Origin of the sequence: Roseibium litorale (genome assembly GCF_014842915.1) — a bacterium.
Classification (GTDB): Bacteria; Pseudomonadota; Alphaproteobacteria; order Rhizobiales; family Stappiaceae; genus Roseibium; species Roseibium litorale.
In genome coordinates, this window is sequence record NZ_JACYXI010000022.1 from 20638 (window position 1) to 37488 (window position 16851).

17 protein-coding genes are annotated in these 16851 nt (G+C 61.8%); 13 read left to right on the forward strand and 4 right to left on the reverse strand.

Features of this window, described 5'->3' with window-relative positions:
• Positions 1–17 precede the first annotated feature (17 nt).
• Positions 18–803 carry an exodeoxyribonuclease III gene (xth, locus tag IG616_RS21720; RefSeq protein WP_192150876.1) on the reverse strand — a complete coding sequence of 262 codons (786 nt, stop codon included), beginning with the start codon at positions 801–803 and terminating at the stop codon, positions 18–20.
• Between the two features lie 66 nt (positions 804–869).
• Positions 870–1211, reverse strand: coding sequence for an iron-sulfur cluster insertion protein ErpA (gene erpA, locus IG616_RS21725; protein ID WP_192150878.1), 342 nt, complete (start codon positions 1209–1211; stop codon positions 870–872).
• A gap of 79 nt (positions 1212–1290) precedes the next feature.
• Between erpA and IG616_RS21730 the strand changes: the two genes are divergently transcribed.
• From IG616_RS21730 to IG616_RS21740, 3 genes are all read left to right on the forward strand, one after another.
• Positions 1291–2544 carry a deoxyguanosinetriphosphate triphosphohydrolase gene (locus IG616_RS21730; RefSeq protein WP_192150880.1) on the forward strand — a complete coding sequence of 418 codons (1254 nt, stop codon included), beginning with the start codon at positions 1291–1293 and terminating at the stop codon, positions 2542–2544.
• 108 nt (positions 2545–2652) lie between these two features.
• Complete coding sequence (gene argS, locus IG616_RS21735; RefSeq protein WP_192150882.1) at positions 2653–4422, forward strand: arginine--tRNA ligase; 1770 nt, start codon at positions 2653–2655, stop codon at positions 4420–4422.
• A gap of 72 nt (positions 4423–4494) precedes the next feature.
• Entirely contained in the window at positions 4495–6975 is a 2481-nt protein-coding gene (locus tag IG616_RS21740; RefSeq protein WP_192150883.1) for an SPOR domain-containing protein, read from the forward strand.
• Positions 6976–7054: 79 nt separating this feature from the next.
• Here IG616_RS21740 and IG616_RS21745 read toward each other — a convergent pair whose 3' ends face one another.
• Positions 7055–7654, reverse strand: a complete 600-nt coding sequence (locus IG616_RS21745) for a TetR/AcrR family transcriptional regulator (RefSeq protein ID WP_192150885.1) — start codon at positions 7652–7654, stop codon at positions 7055–7057.
• Positions 7655–7740: 86 nt separating this feature from the next.
• On the opposite strand from IG616_RS21745, the gene IG616_RS21750 reads away from it, so the two are divergent.
• The gene (locus IG616_RS21750) at positions 7741–8106 is read left to right on the forward strand and encodes a hypothetical protein (RefSeq protein ID WP_192150886.1); all 366 of its coding nucleotides are present in this window, start codon (positions 7741–7743) and stop codon (positions 8104–8106) included.
• A gap of 13 nt (positions 8107–8119) precedes the next feature.
• On the opposite strand, the gene IG616_RS21755 is transcribed toward IG616_RS21750, so the two are convergent.
• A complete protein-coding gene (locus IG616_RS21755; RefSeq protein WP_192150888.1) occupies positions 8120–9127 on the reverse strand; it encodes an alpha/beta hydrolase in 1008 nt (335 codons plus the stop codon).
• Positions 9128–9241: 114 nt separating this feature from the next.
• On the opposite strand from IG616_RS21755, the gene nagZ reads away from it, so the two are divergent.
• The 9 genes from nagZ (at position 9242) to surE (ending at position 16836) form a co-directional block, all read left to right on the forward strand.
• Positions 9242–10258, forward strand: a complete 1017-nt coding sequence (gene nagZ / locus IG616_RS21760; protein WP_192150890.1) for a beta-N-acetylhexosaminidase — start codon at positions 9242–9244, stop codon at positions 10256–10258.
• A 100-nt stretch (positions 10259–10358) separates the two neighbouring features.
• The gene (locus tag IG616_RS21765) at positions 10359–11171 is read left to right on the forward strand and encodes a segregation and condensation protein A (protein WP_192150892.1); all 813 of its coding nucleotides are present in this window, start codon (positions 10359–10361) and stop codon (positions 11169–11171) included.
• Positions 11161–11868: an SMC-Scp complex subunit ScpB gene (scpB, locus tag IG616_RS21770; RefSeq protein WP_192150894.1), complete on the forward strand. Its 708-nt coding sequence runs from the start codon at positions 11161–11163 to the stop codon at positions 11866–11868. Before IG616_RS21765 ends, scpB begins: the two co-directional genes overlap by 11 nt.
• Positions 11865–13034: an ABC transporter ATP-binding protein gene (locus IG616_RS21775; protein ID WP_246476360.1), complete on the forward strand. Its 1170-nt coding sequence runs from the start codon at positions 11865–11867 to the stop codon at positions 13032–13034. Before scpB ends, IG616_RS21775 begins: the two co-directional genes overlap by 4 nt.
• 119 nt (positions 13035–13153) lie before the next feature.
• The gene (locus IG616_RS21780) at positions 13154–13402 is read left to right on the forward strand and encodes a twin-arginine translocase TatA/TatE family subunit (protein WP_192150896.1); all 249 of its coding nucleotides are present in this window, start codon (positions 13154–13156) and stop codon (positions 13400–13402) included.
• Between the two features lie 60 nt (positions 13403–13462).
• Positions 13463–13918 carry a Sec-independent protein translocase protein TatB gene (tatB, locus tag IG616_RS21785; RefSeq protein WP_192150899.1) on the forward strand — a complete coding sequence of 152 codons (456 nt, stop codon included), beginning with the start codon at positions 13463–13465 and terminating at the stop codon, positions 13916–13918.
• Positions 13915–14709 (forward strand): twin-arginine translocase subunit TatC, encoded by a 795-nt coding sequence (gene tatC, locus IG616_RS21790; protein ID WP_192150901.1) that lies wholly within the window; start codon positions 13915–13917, stop codon positions 14707–14709. The genes tatB and tatC overlap by 4 nt, the downstream gene beginning before the upstream one ends.
• A 68-nt stretch (positions 14710–14777) precedes the next feature.
• Positions 14778–16058 (forward strand): serine--tRNA ligase, encoded by a 1281-nt coding sequence (gene serS / locus IG616_RS21795; RefSeq protein WP_192150903.1) that lies wholly within the window; start codon positions 14778–14780, stop codon positions 16056–16058.
• A 1-nt stretch (position 16059) separates the two neighbouring features.
• On the forward strand, positions 16060–16836 hold the full coding sequence (surE, locus tag IG616_RS21800) for a 5'/3'-nucleotidase SurE (RefSeq protein ID WP_192150905.1): 777 nt from the start codon (positions 16060–16062) through the stop codon (positions 16834–16836).
• Positions 16837–16851: the final 15 nt, after the last annotated feature.

A 16851-nucleotide genomic window follows, 5' to 3' on the forward strand; every position in this document is an offset into this window, starting at 1 on the left:
CTAACGGGCGAGGGGCTTCAGGCCGCCGCCAGATCCACCCACACGGGCACGTGGTCGGATGGCTTTTCCCAGCCGCGCACATATTTGTCGATGCCGCAGCCATTCAAACGGTCGGTGGCCTGCGGTGATAGAAGGATGTGGTCGATGCGGATGCCGTTGTTCTTCTGCCAGGCGCCGGCCTGATAGTCCCAGAACGTATAGGTTTCGGGAGCTTCCGTGCAGGCGCGGACAGTTTCCGTCATGCCCAGATTGACGAGCGCGCGGAACGCCTGGCGGCTTTCGGGCTGGAACAGGGCATCGTCCACCCAGGATTCCGGCTTGGCGGCGTCAACCGGATCGGGAATGACGTTGAAATCGCCCAGAAGCAGAAAGGGTGTCTCTTCCGCAAGGCGCTTTTCCGCGTGAGCGATCAGCCGGTTCATCCAGCCGAGCTTGTAGGAGAATTTCTCCGTGCCGAGCGGATTGCCGTTGGGAAGATACAGGCAGCCGAAGCGGATTGCCCCCTTGGGCGTTGAAACCGTTGCCTCGATATAGCGGGCCTGTTCGTCGCTGTCGTCGCCTGGAAGGCCGCGCTGAACATCTTCCAGCGGCAGCTTGGAGAGGATAGCAACGCCGTTGAAACCCTTCTGGCCGTGGGTTTCCACGTTGTAGCCAAGGCCTTCAAAAATCTCCCGCGGGAAACCCTCGTCCACGGACTTGATCTCCTGGAAACAGGCAATGTCCGGCGACGCTTCCTTGAGCCATTCCTCAACAGCTTCGACCCGCGCCTTGACGCCGTTGATGTTCCAGGTGGCGATTTTCATGTCAGGCGCAGGGCTCCGGTCAGGATTTTGGGTCTGCTCAGCCGTCAGGGTGCTGAGCGTGTGAGGTCAGATCGTGAAGCTGGTGCCGCAGCCGCAGCCAGCCACCGCATTCGGATTGGTGATCTGGAAGGACTGGCCGATCAGATCGTCGACGAAATCGATCTCGGAACCGGTCATGTATTGAAGGGAGACCGAATCGATCAGCACGGCAATGCCGTTTTTCTCGATCACAAGGTCATCCTCTTCCCGTTCTGTAACGAGATCATATTTGTATTGCAGGCCGGAGCAGCCGCCGCCTTCCACGGAAACGCGCAGGGCAGTGCCTTCCGGCTCATTGGCAACAATGCGGGCGATGCGCTTGGCAGCGCGGTCGCTCACTGTTACGGGATGTTCAAGTGTTTCGGTCATGGTGCAGCCTTGAATTGGGGGAGGCGCTTTCCCTGATAGGTATGGTTTCGCATCGCCGCCGTCAATGTGCCGGGCCGGTATGCAGCTCATAACAAAAGCCCCAACGGAGGCGGGATTGGATCTGGAATTAGGGTATGGCGCTCAGGAGCGCGCGGTTTTTGCACAGGATCCGGCCAGAAGCCGGGGGCGTCTGTTCCCGGAACCGGAGAGCCCGACGCGCACGCCGTTTCAGCGGGACCGTGACCGGATTATCCATTCTTCGGCCTTCCGCCGCCTGAAGCACAAGACCCAGGTCTTCGTCTATCATGAAGGCGATCACTTCCGCACGCGCCTGACCCACACGATCGAGGTCTCCCAGATCGCCCGCTCGCTCGCCCGTGCCCTGCGGCTGGATGAGGATCTGGCGGAATGCCTGGCGCTGGCGCACGATCTTGGCCACACGCCCTTCGGCCATGAGGGCGAGGATGTCATGCATGAGTGTATGGCGCCCTTCGGCGGCTTTGACCACAACGCCCAGTCCCTGCGCGTTGTCACCAGCCTGGAGCACCGCTACGCGGAGTTCGATGGTTTGAACCTCGCCTGGGAAACCCTTGAAGGTCTCGTCAAGCACAACGGGCCGCTGGTGGACGGCGAGGGAAGGCCACTCGGCAAGTTCGCCGGCAGTCAGCTGCCCTTCGCCATCCGCGAATATGCAGGCAAGCAGGATCTGCTCCTGTCCAGCTGGCCAAGCGCTGAAGCGCAGGCTGCCGCGATCGCCGATGACATTGCCTATGATGCTCATGACCTTGATGACGGCCTGCGCGCAGGCCTCTTTGCCGTCGAGGACATGAAAGCCGTGCCGTTCCTTGCGGATATCCTGGCCGAGGTGGATGCCAAGTATCCGGGGCTGGAGGAATACCGGAGGATCCATGAGATCGTGCGCCGTTCCATCACCCGCATGGTGGAGGACGTGATTTCCGAATCTTTCCGCCGCCTCAAGGAGTTGGACCCGCAGTCCGTGGAGGATATCCGCAGCTGCGGGCTCTGCATGGTCGGGTTTTCCCCGGCTATGGAGGCCGCCGAAAAGGAAGTGAAACGCTTTCTCTTCGCACGGGTCTACCGCCACGAGGATGTTCTGGCTGTCCGGAGGCAGGTGGCGCGGGTGGTCCGTGAGCTCTTTGCCTATTTCATGCAGCATCCCGAAGAGATGCCCGCTCCCTGGTGCAATGCTCTGGAGGAGGCTGCCGAAGAGGTCCAGGCCCGCCGGGTTTGCGACTATATCGCGGGCATGACCGACCGCTTCGCCATGGACGAACACCGCAGATTATTTGACGATACCCCTGATTTGGGTTAGGCCGCTTCTCGACTTCAGACCCTGCTGCGCTGGACGCTCCAACGTCTTCAGCGCGCGGGGCTGTTCTACTTGGGTGCTCGCGAGGGCGCCCGTACAGGTTGGATGATTATGAATATCTTCGCTGAATTCGCCGAACGGGTGAGGGCTGCCGTTGCCGGACTGGATCTGACGGCAACTGATGGAACTGCTCTGGACATCTCCCGCGTGACCGTGGAATCGCCCCGCGATCCGGCCCACGGGGATCTGGCCACCAATGCCGCCATGGTTCTGGCAAAGCCTGCTGGCCTCAAGCCGCGCGATCTGGCCGACAAGCTGGCCGACAAGCTGCGCGCCGATCCGGATATCACCGAAGTCTCCGTTGCCGGTCCCGGCTTCATCAACATGCGCCTGGCTCCGGCCGTCTGGCAGCGGGTTCTGGCAGCAGTCGTCTCCGAAGGGCTTGATTTCGGCCGTTCGAAGATGGGCAGCGGCAAGAAGGTCAACGTCGAATACGTCTCCACTAATCCGACTGGCCCAATGCATTTTGGCCATACGCGCGGTGCTGTTGTCGGCGACGCGCTGGCGAGCCTTCTCGGCTATGTTGGCTATGATGTGGTGCGCGAGTATTACATCAACGACGCCGGCTCCCAGATTGACACCCTGGCCCGCAGCACTTTCCTGCGCTACCGCGAGGCTTTGGGCGAAGAGATTGGAGAGATCCCGGAAGGTCTCTATCCAGGCGACTATCTGGTTCCCGTCGGTCAGAAGCTTGCTGCAGATCACGGTTCTGCTCTCAAGGACATGTCCGAAGACGAATGGCTACCGATCGTCAAAAACGCGGCTATTGACGCCATGATGGACCGGATCCGGGAGGACCTGCTGCAGCTCAACGTCAAGCATGAGGTCTTTTTCTCCGAGCGGACACTCCATGCCCGCGATGCGGACGGCAAGTCCAAGATCGACGAAATGATCGAGGCTCTGCGCGGGGATGGGCTGATCTATGAGGGCACGCTGCCGCCGCCGAAGGGGCAGGTTCCGGACGATTGGGAAGACCGCGAGCAGACCCTGTTCAAGGCTTCGGACTACGGCGATGACACCGACCGTGCGCTGAAGAAGTCTGACGGCTCCTACACCTATTTCGCGGCGGACGTTGCTTACTTCCGCGACAAGTTCCTGCGCGGCTTCGATGAGATGATCTACATCCTTGGCGCAGATCATGGCGGTTACGTCAAGCGTCTGCAGGCAGTGGGCAAAGCCGTGTCCGGCGGCAAGTCCGAAGTCATCGTGCGCCTGTGCCAGCTGGTGAAGCTGTTCCGCGCCGGTGAGCCGTTCAAAATGTCCAAGCGTTCCGGTAACTTCGTGACACTTCGTGATGTGGTGGATGAAGTTGGCCGTGATCCGGTCCGCTTCATGATGTTGTACCGGAAGAACGACGCGCCGCTGGATTTCGATTTCCAGAAGGTGACCGAGCAGTCAAAGGACAACCCGGTTTTCTACGTTCAGTATGGCCATGCGCGCTGCTGCTCGGTCCTGCGTCAGGCGGGGGAAGAATTGCCGGGCGTCGATATGTCGGATGAAGTATTGGCTGCTGCTGATCTGTCCGCGCTCGATGACATCGGTGAACTTGAGCTGATCGCGAAGATGGCCGAATGGCCGAAGATCGTGGAAGCTGCTGCGGAAACGCACGAACCGCACCGGATTGCGTTCTACCTGCATGAGCTTGCAAGCTCCTTGCACGGACACTGGAACAGAGGCAAGGAAATGCCTCAATTACGGTTTATTAACGCCAATGACACCAAATTAACCCTAGCGCGTCTTGCTTTGGTTCGTGCAGTCTCCTTGGTGCTTGCTTCAGGTCTTGCGCTTCTGGGCGTCGAAGCGCCTGAAGAGATGCGCTAAAAGTTTTTGGAAGTCATAGCCCGTTTTCTGCCGGAAACGGGCTGAAACCTTAGGCCGGATAGCAAAACGCCCATGTCAGCAAACGAACGTCCGACCTCCGATTTACGTGCCACAGCCCGGGCTGTGGGGCAGGAGGACCAGTCTGCAGCGGAAGATCCGCTTGTCGAGCTGGCCCGAATCGTCAATCGGAACAAGCAGGCGGGAGCCAGCGTGGCAGCAGGCCGCGTCGGAAGCACCGACTATTTCGCCGGTCTGGATAGTCTGGGCGGTGAAGGCGATACTCTCAGCCGTGGCGCCCCGGAACCCGCAAGCGCTCCGCGCGTCGAGCCGCAGTTTGAAGCGCCCCAGCCTGAGCCGCAAATTGAAGAAGCCGTTGCCGAAGACGATTGGGGGCTTGAGGAAAGCCTGAGCGCAGCGGTCGCAGCCAGCCATCAGCCCGCAGCTGTTACGGCCCCGGCCTATGATGTCCAGCCTGCCTCGCGTCTGGGCAATACCGTTTCGCTCGATCTGGAGCAGAATCTGACTGCCGAGCTGGAAGACGAGCTTATGGGTGCTCTGCGCCAGAGCTTTGATCCGGCAGCGCCTGCTGGTCAGGAACAGGATTATGCGGTCGAAGAGGCCGCTGTCGAGACCGCAGCTTATCAGCCCGAGGCCTATGAGCCGGAAGCCTATGAGCCCCAATCCTATGAGGCTCAGTCTTACAATGCTCAGTCCTATGAGGCGGAGCCCGCCTATGACCGGAACGCCTATGGAGAGCCAGTTCAGGCAGAGGCGCAGACCAGTGAAGCCGACGCATGGCCGGAAGACGCCGAAACAGCTGATCCCTATGCGACCGCCTATGAGCTGTCGGACCCTGAGCAGACCGAAGCCGAGCCGGCCTACGAGGCCGAACCTGCTTATGCACCCGCTGTCTCCGTAACAAGCTCCTACGCCGCCGGGCAGGGCGCGCAGGGCGGCTGGCAGTATGAGCCGGAGCCGGAAGCCTCCCAGCCGATGGCGGAAGAGCATGCGCCCTATGCCGAGCCGGTACAGGCCCAGGCACCCGCCCAGGCACCCGCCCGCAAGGCGTCCGTGGTCGATGAGGATGATCTCTTCGCGGCTCTTTCCATCGATACGTCAGCATCCGCATCGAGCTATCGTGCGCCTCAGGTCTCGGCACCCCAGGCGGCAGCGCGCAGTTCGGCGGGCCCTGATTTCGACGCTCTCTTTGCCGATCTCGACTTCGGGACTTCAGGCAAGTCCAAACCAGCAGACAACCGTCCTCAGGTGGATGTCTCCGATGATATCGACGACATGAGCTGGCCGAACGCGGCGGCCATGCTGCCGGACGTGCCGGAAGAAGACGCGCCACCGCCTCCTGGCGGTTATGATCTGGACGCTGTCGCCCGCGCCATGCAGGAAAGCGACCCGACTATCGGCCAGCAGGGCGTTCTGCCGCCTCATCCCGAACGGGAAAAGAAGGCAGCCCCCCATGGCGGCGGTTCTCGCAAGGGGCTTTATGCCGCCGGTGCCGTACTGGCTGTGGCCCTGGTCGGCGGGGCCGTTGTTCTGTTTACGGGCGACAACTCCGTCAGCGTTCCCGATGGAGCGCCTCCGGTGATTGCCGGTCTGGAAGAGCCCCTGAAGATTTATCCGGAAGAGCAACCCGCGGAAGAGAACCAGAGTTCCAAGCTGATCTACGACCGGGTTGGCAGCAACGCCTCCGATCCTTCGCGCGAGCGTCTGGTTCTGCCTGAACAGACCCAGCCAGCCGAGCTGCCGCCTGCACCCGAAGGGGTCGTGACCAGCGATCCTCTGGTTCCTTCCGGGCCGAAGAAGGTGCGGACACTCGTTGTGCGGCCTGATGGCACGATCATTCAGGGGGATGAGCCTTCTGACTCTCCGGCACCCATCCGCAGCGTTTCGACCACTCCGGCACAGACGGGGACGTCTGAAAACGCTGCCGGCAGCGATGTAACGCCGTCCGGAACGACGCTTCCGGGCGCGGCGCCTGCCGTTCCGGCAATCGTTTCTGGTGCGGAGACCGGCCAAGCACCGGCTGAAAGCACCCCGCAGACAGCTGCTGACATCACGCCGGTTGAGCAGCCGCCTGCAAGTGAAATCCCGTCTGTCCTGCCGAAGGAAAAACCGGCAGTGCCTGTGCGCACGGCAGCTGCCGCGCCGCAGCAGACGGCTCCTGTCCGCAGCGGCCCGCTTGACCTGACCAACCCGGGTGCTGCTCCTGTCAGAACCGCGCCGGTTCAGGCCCAGGCGCCGGCACCGGCTCAGCCCGTAACGGCGGCCCCGTCCAGTGGATCGATCCCGGACGGAACCTATGTGGTTCAGGTAACCTCGCAGCGCTCTGATGCAGCTGCCCGCGATGCCTATACCGCGCTTCAGCGCAAGTACCCGTCGGTTCTGGGCGGACGCTCGGCTGTGATCGTTGCTGCGGAAATCCCGGACAAGGGCACCTTCTACCGCGCCCGCATCCCGGCAAGGTCCAAGGAAGAGGCGATCCAGGTCTGCGAAAGCCTTCAGGCCGCCGGTGGTGACTGCTTCGTCCGCCGCCAGTAACGAGCGATCGGTAACAGAATACGAAAAGGCCGGGGCATTGCTCCGGCCTTTTCTGTAGCGCGCTGGCACACGCCGCTCTTCAGGGAGCAAGAAGCCGGGTGAGACCGGTGAGGGCGCTTGTTGCCCGGGCGGCAAGGGTTTGTTCCGAAGGGCGCATGGCAGCGCTGGTCACCAGACGGATCTGAAGGTCGCCAACGAGCAGCGAAATATAGAGGTCTGTTGCCGCGCCTGTTTCTTCAAAGGCGAGAAGCCCCTTGGCTCTTGCTCCTTCCAGAACCTTGCCGATCAAAGGGGCGATTGTGTCCCGTCCTGCGGCTCCCAGCGCCTCGCCGAGCTCGCCGGTGGGATCTGAGGCTGCAGCTTTGTTCAGGGCGATTGCTCTCGGGCTGGTTAGAAGCTGGAGAAGCTTCGGGCCAAGGGCGGCAAGTGTTTCGAGGGGCGCGCGGGACTCGGATGCCTGTTCCTCAAGAAAGGCGCGGATTTCTGCGGTGTTGCGCTCGACCAGCGTCCGGAAGAGGCCTTGCTTGCCGCCGTACCAGTTGTAAAGGGTTTCGTTGGATGCCTTGGCCTTGCGGGCAATCGCCAGCATGGAGGCCGCCGCATAGCCTTTTTCCTCCAAAACCGCATAGGCGGCCCGCTCAATCTCGCTTTGGCGCTGTGTCTTGCTGCCGTCCCGCATCTGTTCTCCTTCGGGTTGACAGTAACCGTACATGGAATTACGGTTTTAGCAACCGTACACATGATTACGGTTTTGAGGAGGTGTTCATGACCCAATCCCGTCCCGCCGCTGCGGCACTTGCTGCTCTCATCATTCTGCAATCTGTTATGCTAATGGCGCTCTATGCCGGGGTACCGCCCCATCCTCCGGCGGCAACTCCCTTGTTCGGCATCGGGCCGTTTCTGGGCATGGCCCTTTCAGCCGCAGCCGCGGCTTTGGTTCTCGGTCCGCTCAATGGGCCAGCGGGACGGGCGCTCACCGCTCTGGCCGCTGCTCTGGCGCTGGTCTCTTTCGGTCCGCAGAAATATGCAGATCCGGCGTTTGCCCAGATTTGGCCTGCCGTTCTGAGTGCCCAGGCGGCTGTGGCCATGATTGGTCACGCGCTCTGGCGCAGCCGGAAAGCCGCCCGATGACCTCGGGTCCTCTTCAGCCCGTCAATGCCTTGGCAAGATAGGGCAGGCTGAGGTCCAGGCGGTAATCGATGCCTGAATGATTGTCCTCAAATTCCTCATAGACATGGGGAACCTTGGCGGCAGACAATTTACGGGTCATGCGCCTTGCGCCATAGAGCAGATTATACTGGTCAAGGGTGCCGCAATCGATCCAGATACCCTTCAGGGACTTCAGCGCGTCCACATGCCGGTCCATCATCCGCACCGGATCCCAGCTCAGCCAGGTGTTCCAGCGCTCATCGATGAGCTCGCAGGTTTCCGGATCGACCGGCAGCCGGATGCCGCAAAAGGCGTCCGGATCCGGATCATAGGTCGCGGCCATGGCCAGGGTCATGAGCACATGCATGTCCGAGCCGGAATATTTCGGCCCCGCCTCGAAGCTCTTGATGAAGTCCTCGATGGCCCCCTTTTTCTGAAGCGTTCTCAACGTCGCAGGCATGTCCGGCAGGTAGCAGAGCTCGAAAGCCATATCGCCGGAATGGCAGGCGATGGCAGACCAGACATCCGCGTGCAGCATGCCGTGGATCAGGGAGCCATAGCCGCCGGACGACTTGCCGAAGCAGGCGCGCAAGCCAGGGCCGCCGCAGCCGAAACGGTTCTCGACCGCCTCCAGCATTTCCGTGGTGAGATAGGTTGCCCACGGCCCCATGGCCGCGCTGTTTATATACTGGTTGCCGCCAAGCCGGGTGAAACAGTCGGGAAAGGCCACGGCAACCGGGGGCAGGGCGCCTTCGTGGATCAGCCGGTCCAGGCGCGCAGGCAGGTTCTCGCCAAAGTTCTTCCAGCTGATATGGCCGAGGCCGCTGCCGGTAAACCCGGCCAGATCGACCAGGAGCGGCAGTCCCTCGCCGCTGTGGCCGTTCGGGATATAGACGGCGACTTCGCGCGTTGTCCGGTCCCCTAGCATGTTGCCTCCCAGAATTGAGGAGGCAATCTGAAGGTGATGGACCGTTCCCTGCGGGCTGTCTGGAAGAACGTACATGGTATCTCCGGATCGTGTGCTTTTTCCCTTTATGCGCGTTTCCATCCGGAGGGTGCAAGGCATTGCTGCACGTGTCTGCTTGACCGCCGCCAATCCCGCAGATACAGGCAATCCATGACCAAGGCATTCATCAGCGGCTGTGCCGGACTGCGCCTCACGGCGGACGAGAAGACGTTTTTCACCCGGGAAGATCCCTTGGGCTTGATCCTGTTCCGGCGCAACTGCGACCACCCGGAACAGGTGGCGGCCCTGACCGCAGAGTTCCGGACGGCGGTCGGGCGTGAGAACGCGCCTGTGCTGATCGATCAGGAGGGCGGACGGGTCATGCGCCTGCGCCCGCCCCACTGGCCGTCCTTTCCGCCGCAGAAGCTCTTTGGCGATCTTTACCGCGCCGATCCGGGCCGGGGCCGGGAAGCCGCCTGGCTTGGCGCCAGACTGATCGCCCATGAGCTTCTTGCCCTCGGCATCAACGTCGATTGCCTGCCGCTGCTGGACGTCAGCCAGCCGGATATGGTGGATGCCATTGGGGACCGTGCCTATGGCAGCGCGCCTGACATGGTTGCGAAGCTTGGCAAGGAAACCTGCGAGGGGTTGCTGGCAGGCGGTGTGCTGCCGGTCTTCAAGCATCTGCCGGGTCATGGACGGGCAACGGTGGACAGCCATCTGGAGCTGCCGCGCGTCGACGCGCCGCGCGAAGAGCTGGATGCGGTCGACTTCGCCCCCTTCAAGGCCCTGAGCAGCTATCCGATGGCCATGACGGCGCATCTCCTGTTCACCGCCATCGATCCGAAGGCGCCAGCGACCCAGAGCCGGGTCATCATCGACAGCATTATTCGTGGCCAGATGGGCTTTGATGGCGTCCTCATGAGCGATGACATCAACATGAAGGCCCTTGGTGGGGATATGCGCGAAAGATCGGCTGCAACTTTTGCCGCCGGGTGCGATCTTGTGCTTCACTGCAATGGGGAACTGGACCAGATGCAGGCTGTCGCGGATGTGGCGCCGGATCTGGAGGGGATGAGCCGCCTGCGCTGCGAGCGGGCGCTTGGCTGGCTGAAGGCGCCGGATCCTGCCTTTGATGCGGGAGCCGCCTGGGCCCGGTTCCGCATTCTGACCGAAAGCCTGGCCTGAGCGCCGCGGGCGGAAGGCAGGAACAAGGGAACCCGCCGGGATCCTGTGAGGGGCTGCCCGCAGCACTCTCTGACGGGAAACGGGCAATTGGGACTGGGGCATGGCAAGCGATGACGATCAGGTCGATCTCCTGAGCACCGCATTGGAAGAGGACCGCGCCTCTTCCGATCCCATGCTCATGGTTGATGTCGAAGGCTTCGAAGGTCCGTTGGACCTGCTGCTTACGCTCGCCCGCAATCAGAAGGTGGATCTGACGAGGATCTCCATTCTGGCCTTGGTTCAGCAGTATCTCGACTTCGTGACCGAAGCGCGCAAGATGCGCCTTGAACTGGCGGCGGACTATCTGGTCATGGCGGCCTGGCTCGCTTACCTCAAGTCCCGTCTCCTGATCCCGGAGCAGAAGGGCGAGGATGAGCCGTCCGGTGAGGAACTGGCGGCAGCGCTGGCGTTCCGGCTGCGCCGTCTCGAGGCCATGCGGGACGTTGCTGCCCGGCTGATGAAGCGCTCGCGGCTTGGCGTCGATGTCTTTGCCCGCGGCCATCCGGAAACCACGTCGGTCACCCACAAGAGCATCTGGTCAGCCAGCATCTACGAATTGCTGACCGCCTATGCGACCCAGCGCCAGCGGACGTCGGTGACCCACCATACGGTGATCCGGCGCAACGTCTGGTCTCTGCAGGAAGCCCGTGAGTTGCTGACCCGGCTGGTTGGCCGTATTGCGGAATGGGCGCCGATCAACGATTACCTGCGGGATTATCTTTATGACGACGAGGACCGGGCAACCGTGATCGCGAGCACCTTTTCCGCCAGCCTCGAAATGGTCCGCGAAGGCCATATCGAGATCCGGCAGGGAGAGGCATTCACCCCGATCTATATCCGCGCGAAGGCAAAGGAGCGTCAGGATGGCATCTGAAGCGGATCTGCTGACAGCAACCGAATCCGGGCGGCCGCCGCTCAGCGACCGGGACCGGGAAGGGATGCGCATGGTCGAAGCGCTGCTCTTCGCCTCTGCCGATCCCCTGTCTGTTGACGAGATGAAGGAGCGCCTGCCGCGCAATTGTGATCTGCCGGCCATACTGGCGGAGCTGCAGCGCATCTACGCGGTGCGCGGGGTCAATCTGATCCGTGTCGCGGGGAAATATGCCTTCCGGACTGCCGAGGATCTGGCCTATCTCATGCGCCGCGACCGGGAAGAGGAGCGCAAGCTCTCCCGCGCGGCTCTGGAGACCCTAGCCATCATTGCCTACCATCAGCCGGTGACCCGTGCCGAGATTGAAGAGATTCGCGGGGTTTCTACCTCCAAGGGAACCCTGGATGTGCTTCTGGAGACAGGCTGGGTGCGCATGCGCGGGCGCCGCCGCACACCGGGACGGCCCGTGACCTATGGCACCAGCGAGCTGTTCCTGCAGCATTTCAGCCTGGAAAACATCCGCGACCTGCCAGGTCTTGAGGAGCTCAAGGGCGCGGGCCTTCTTGACAGCGCGATCCCGGCCTCGTTCTTTGTGCCGACCCCGGACGATACACCGGATCTGACCGAGGAAGAGGACCCGCTTGAAGAAGGCGGCCTGTTCGGCGACGCGGATCTGGACCAGAAAACCGAGACCACATGACCTTGAATGACCCCAAGATGGGGAAAAGCGGCCAAATATCAGCGGATCTTGCAAGCAGCCGTACGCCGCGCAATGACAGCGATCCGAACTGGGGCCCCCGGGGAACAGCCCGCGCGACGATCGCCGCCGGTCTCGTGTTCGAGGGAATCTGCCATGATTATGATGGCAATGACTCGGTCGTTGACCTCTCGATTTCGGTCGCACCGGGGGAAGTTCTCTGCCTTCTCGGACATTCAGGCTGCGGCAAAACGACACTTATGCGCATTGCCGCCGGTGTCGAGCGGCAGAGCCGGGGCAGGGTGCTGATCAACGGCCAGGAAGTGGCTGGTCCCAACCGGTTCGTCCCGCCCGAACAGCGGGGTGTCGGGCTGATGTTCCAGGATTATGCGCTGTTTCCGCATATGACCATTCTGGACAACGTCTGTTTCGGCCTCAACGATCTGCCGCGGGAGGCGGCGGAACGCGAGGCGCTGGCCACGCTGGAACGTGTCGGCCTCAAGGGCTATGCCGCCGACTACCCCCACGCCTTGTCCGGGGGAGAGCAGCAGCGGGTCGCGCTTGCCCGCGCAATCGCTCCGCGTCCCGGTGTCCTGCTGATGGATGAGCCGTTCTCGGGGCTGGACCGCCGCCTGCGCGACAGTGTGCGCGAGGAAACCATGTCGATCCTGCGCGAAACCCGCGCCACCTGCATTGTCGTGACACACGACCCGGAAGAAGCCATGCGCATGGGCGACAAGATCGCCCTGATGCGCCGGGGGCGCCTGGTTCAGCACGGAACTTCCGAGGAGCTTTACAGCAATCCCGCAGATGTGTTTGCGGCGCGGTTCTTCTCCGAACTCAACCAGATGCAGGGCAAGGTCTCCCGCGAGGGGATCGAAACGCCTATCGGGCTGATCCAGGGCAATGGCGCGCCGGTCGGAACGCACCTCGAAGTCTGTGTCCGTCCTCACGGCATCGTTCTGGAGCCGGCGGGAAGCACCAGCGTCACCGGCCGCATCGTAGCCAAGCGATTCGTCGGCGAGATGGATCTTCTGGCCATCCGGGTCGAGGGGCACGACAGGTTGCTGCAGGCGCGGGCACGTCCCGGTGGTGGTTTCGAGGTGGGCATGGATGTGGGATTGTCCACCGATCCTCAGGATGTTCTGGTGTTTGAAGCCCAGCAGTGACCTTTAAGGACTTGTTCCTTATTCCTATATGGGGGCATGGTCACTGTGTTGCGGCTGCGAAGCCTTTTTTGTAATAGTGGCGGCAGGCTGAAGAGCCGGACCAACCGGGAGTTAGACGCATGGGCGTGAGTGTTTGGCAGATTCTGATCATCGCGGTGGTCGTCGTTCTGCTTTTCGGACGGGGCAAGATCTCCGACCTGATGGGTGATGTCGCCAAGGGCATCAAGAGCTTCAAGAAGGGCATGGCCGAAGACGACGACGCACCGTCGGCTTCCAGCGCGCCTGCCGCGTCCCCCAAGACGATCGATCATCAGCCGTCGCAGACCGTGTCTGCCGAAACGGCTGAAGACAAGTCCAAGGCTTCCTGAAGCGACGCCGCGTCCGGCGCCGTGCCCGGCTGCCGGACCCAACCAGTGGGCCGGACCTGAATGTTCGATATCGGATGGACTGAAATCATGGTGATCGCCTGTGTTGCGATCATCGTTGTCGGTCCGAAAGACCTCCCCCGCATGCTGCGGACCGTCGGTCAGATGATCGGCAAGGCCCGCCGCCTGTCACGGGAATTCCAGTCCACTTTCAATGACGCGATCCGGGAGGCTGAACAGCAAGCCGGTATCGACGAGATGCGCAAGCAGGTGGAAGCAGCTGGCAACACCAATCCCCTCGGAGACCTCAAGAAGTCCATCGAGGCGGATTTGAACGCAAAGACTGCCAAACCGACCGCGCCTGAGGCCGTTCCGCCGGTGCCGATGGCAACGGCTCCCTCAGCTGAACCTGCAGCCGAGCCTGTTCCGGTAGAAGCTCCGGATGCGTCCGGAGAAGCCGCCGTTCCTGTTTCCGAAAAGACGGAAGCCGCCAAGGCTCCCGAGGAATCCAAGGCATGAGCCAGGACGATATCGAGGCCTCGAAGGCTCCACTCATCGAGCATCTGATCGAATTGCGCCAGCGGCTGTTGAAGTCGGTGATCGCGGTCCTGATCATGTTCGTGATCTGCTTCTATTTCGCCACCGACATCTACAACATCCTGACGGTGCCCTACCTGAAGGCTGCTCCCAATCCGGAGCACGTGGAGATGATCTTCACCGCGCCGCAGGAGTGGTTCTTCACCCAGCTGAAGCTGGCGCTGTTCGGGGCCATGTTCCTGGCGTTTCCGGTGATCGCCTCTCAGGTCTACATGTTCGTGGCGCCTGGGCTTTACAAGAACGAGCGGTCGGCCTTCCTGCCGTTTCTGGTCGCCACGCCGATTCTCTTCGCGCTTGGTGCCTGCCTCGTCTATTTCCTCGTCATGCCCATGGCGATGACCTTCTTCCTGTCCATGGAACAGGTTGGAGGCGAGGGCAAGGTGGCCATCCAGCACCTGGCAAAGGTGAGCGAATATCTCAGCCTGATCATGGTGCTGATCTTCGCCTTTGGCCTTGTGTTTCAGCTGCCTGTGATTCTGACGCTGCTGGGCCGGGCCGGGCTGGTTTCGGCGCAAACCCTCCGGGAAAAGCGCAAGTATGCAATCGTCTTTGCCTTCGTGGCAGCAGCTGTCCTGACGCCGCCGGATCCGATTTCGCAGATCGGCCTTGCACTGCCGACGCTGCTTCTCTACGAAGTCTCCATCATTTCCGTCCGGCTTGTCGAACGCCAGCGAGCGGAACGAGAGGCAGAGCGCGAGGCCGCTGAGGGCTGAGGCTCCTGCAAATCGTCCCGGAGCGGCGCGGCAATCCGCACTTAACCAAGCGCCGCCCGGGAAGCACGATGTTCGATATCAAATGGATCAGGGAAAACAGCGAAGCCTTTGACGCGGGTCTTGCCCGCCGTGGCTATGAGCCCTCAGCCGCCAAGCTGATTGCGCTGGATGATGCGCGCCGGTCCCATATCACCAAGCTTCAGGACGCCCAGAACCGCCGCAACGCCGCCTCCAAGGAAATCGGCAAGGCAAAGGCCAGCGGCGATGAAGCCGCAGCCCAGGCCGTGATTGATGAGGTCGCCAAACTCAAGGCCTTCATCCAGGTGGGCGAAGAGGAAGAGCGCAAACTGGTTGCCGCTCTAGATGAAGCCCTTGCCGTCATTCCGAACCTGCCCCATGACGATGTGCCGGATGGGGAAGACGAGGCGGGCAATGTCGAACTGCGCGTTGTCGGTGAAAAGCCGGTCTTCAGCTTCAATCACAAGCCGAAGGAACACTTTGAGCTGGGGGAAGTGCATGGCGGAATGGATTTTTCGACCGCTGCCAAACTCTCCGGTTCGCGCTTCGTGGTGCTGAAGGGCCAGATCGCCCGTCTGGAACGCGCCCTCGGCCAGTTCATGATCGACATGCACACGCAGGAGCATGGCTATACGGAAGTGTCGCCGCCGCTGCTCGTGCATGACACGGCTCTGTTCGGAACGGGCCAGTTGCCGAAGTTCGAGGAAGATCTCTTCAAGACGACGGGTGATCACTATCTGATCCCGACCGCCGAAGTGCCGCTGACCAATCTGGTGGCAGGTGAAATCCTGGCCGAGGAAGAACTGCCCCTGCGCGTGACGGCGCTGACCTATTGCTTCCGCTCGGAAGCAGGGTCTGCCGGGCGCGATACGCGCGGCATTCTCCGTCAGCACCAGTTCCAGAAGTGCGAACTGGTCTCCATCACCCGTCCGGAAGACTCGCTCAACGAACTTGAGCGGATGCTGTCCTGTGCGGAAAACGTGCTGAAGAAGCTCGGGCTGCATTACCGGGTCATGACGCTTTGCACCGGGGATATGGGCTTTGGCGCCCGCAAGACCTACGACATCGAGGTCTGGCTGCCGGGGCAGGACACGTTCCGTGAAATCTCGTCCTGCTCGGTCTGCGGCGATTTCCAGGCCCGGCGCATGAATGCCCGCTACCGGCTCAAGGGCGAAAAGCAGCTTGGCCACGTACACACACTGAACGGTTCGGGTCTTGCCGTTGGCCGCACGCTTATCGCTGTCATGGAAAACTATCAGAATGCCGATGGCACGGTTACCGTGCCGGAAGCACTGCGTCCCTACATGAACGGGCTGGAGACCATCGGCTGATATGCGCATTCTGATCACCAACGACGACGGCATTCACTCTCCGGGCCTTGCTGCCCTGGAGCGCATCGCCCGGACCTTGAGCGATGATGTCTGGGTCATTGCGCCTGAGACGGACCAGAGCGGCGTTGCTCATTCGCTGACCTTGAGCGAGCCCCTGCGGCTGCGCAAGATCAGCGAGCGGCACTATGCCCTGCGCGGCACGCCGACCGATTGCGTGATCATGGGTCTGCGCAAGGTTCTGCCCGGTGCGCCGGATCTGGTTCTGTCCGGTATCAACCGGGGCCAGAACCTGGCCGAAGACATCACCTATTCGGGCACCGTTGCCGGGGCGATCGAAGGCTCTCTGCTGGGCATTCGCTCCATCGCGGTCTCGCAGGCCTACAATTGGACGGATGAGAATGGCCCGGACTACGGCATTGCCGAGGCTCATGCCACGGAGCTGTTCCGCAAGCTGATCGATTTCGAACTGCCGCCGTTCACTCTGCTCAACGTCAACTTTCCGGCCTGCCCGGCGGATGAGGTGCAGGGCGTGAAGGTGACCGTTCAGGGCCATCACGAGCAGAGCGGCCTGGTCGTGGACGAACGCAAGGACGGGCGCGGCAATCCCTATTTCTGGCTGGCCTTCCGTGACCGCGGCAAGTCGATCCTTGAAAACAGCGACCTGCATGCGATCGAAGACGGCTATATTTCCGTGACGCCGCTGCGCATCGATCTGACGGCCCATGACATGGTTGGTCAACTGGCCAGCAGTCTGTCGGACGGAACCGGTCAGGACTGAGCAGCTGTCATCGGG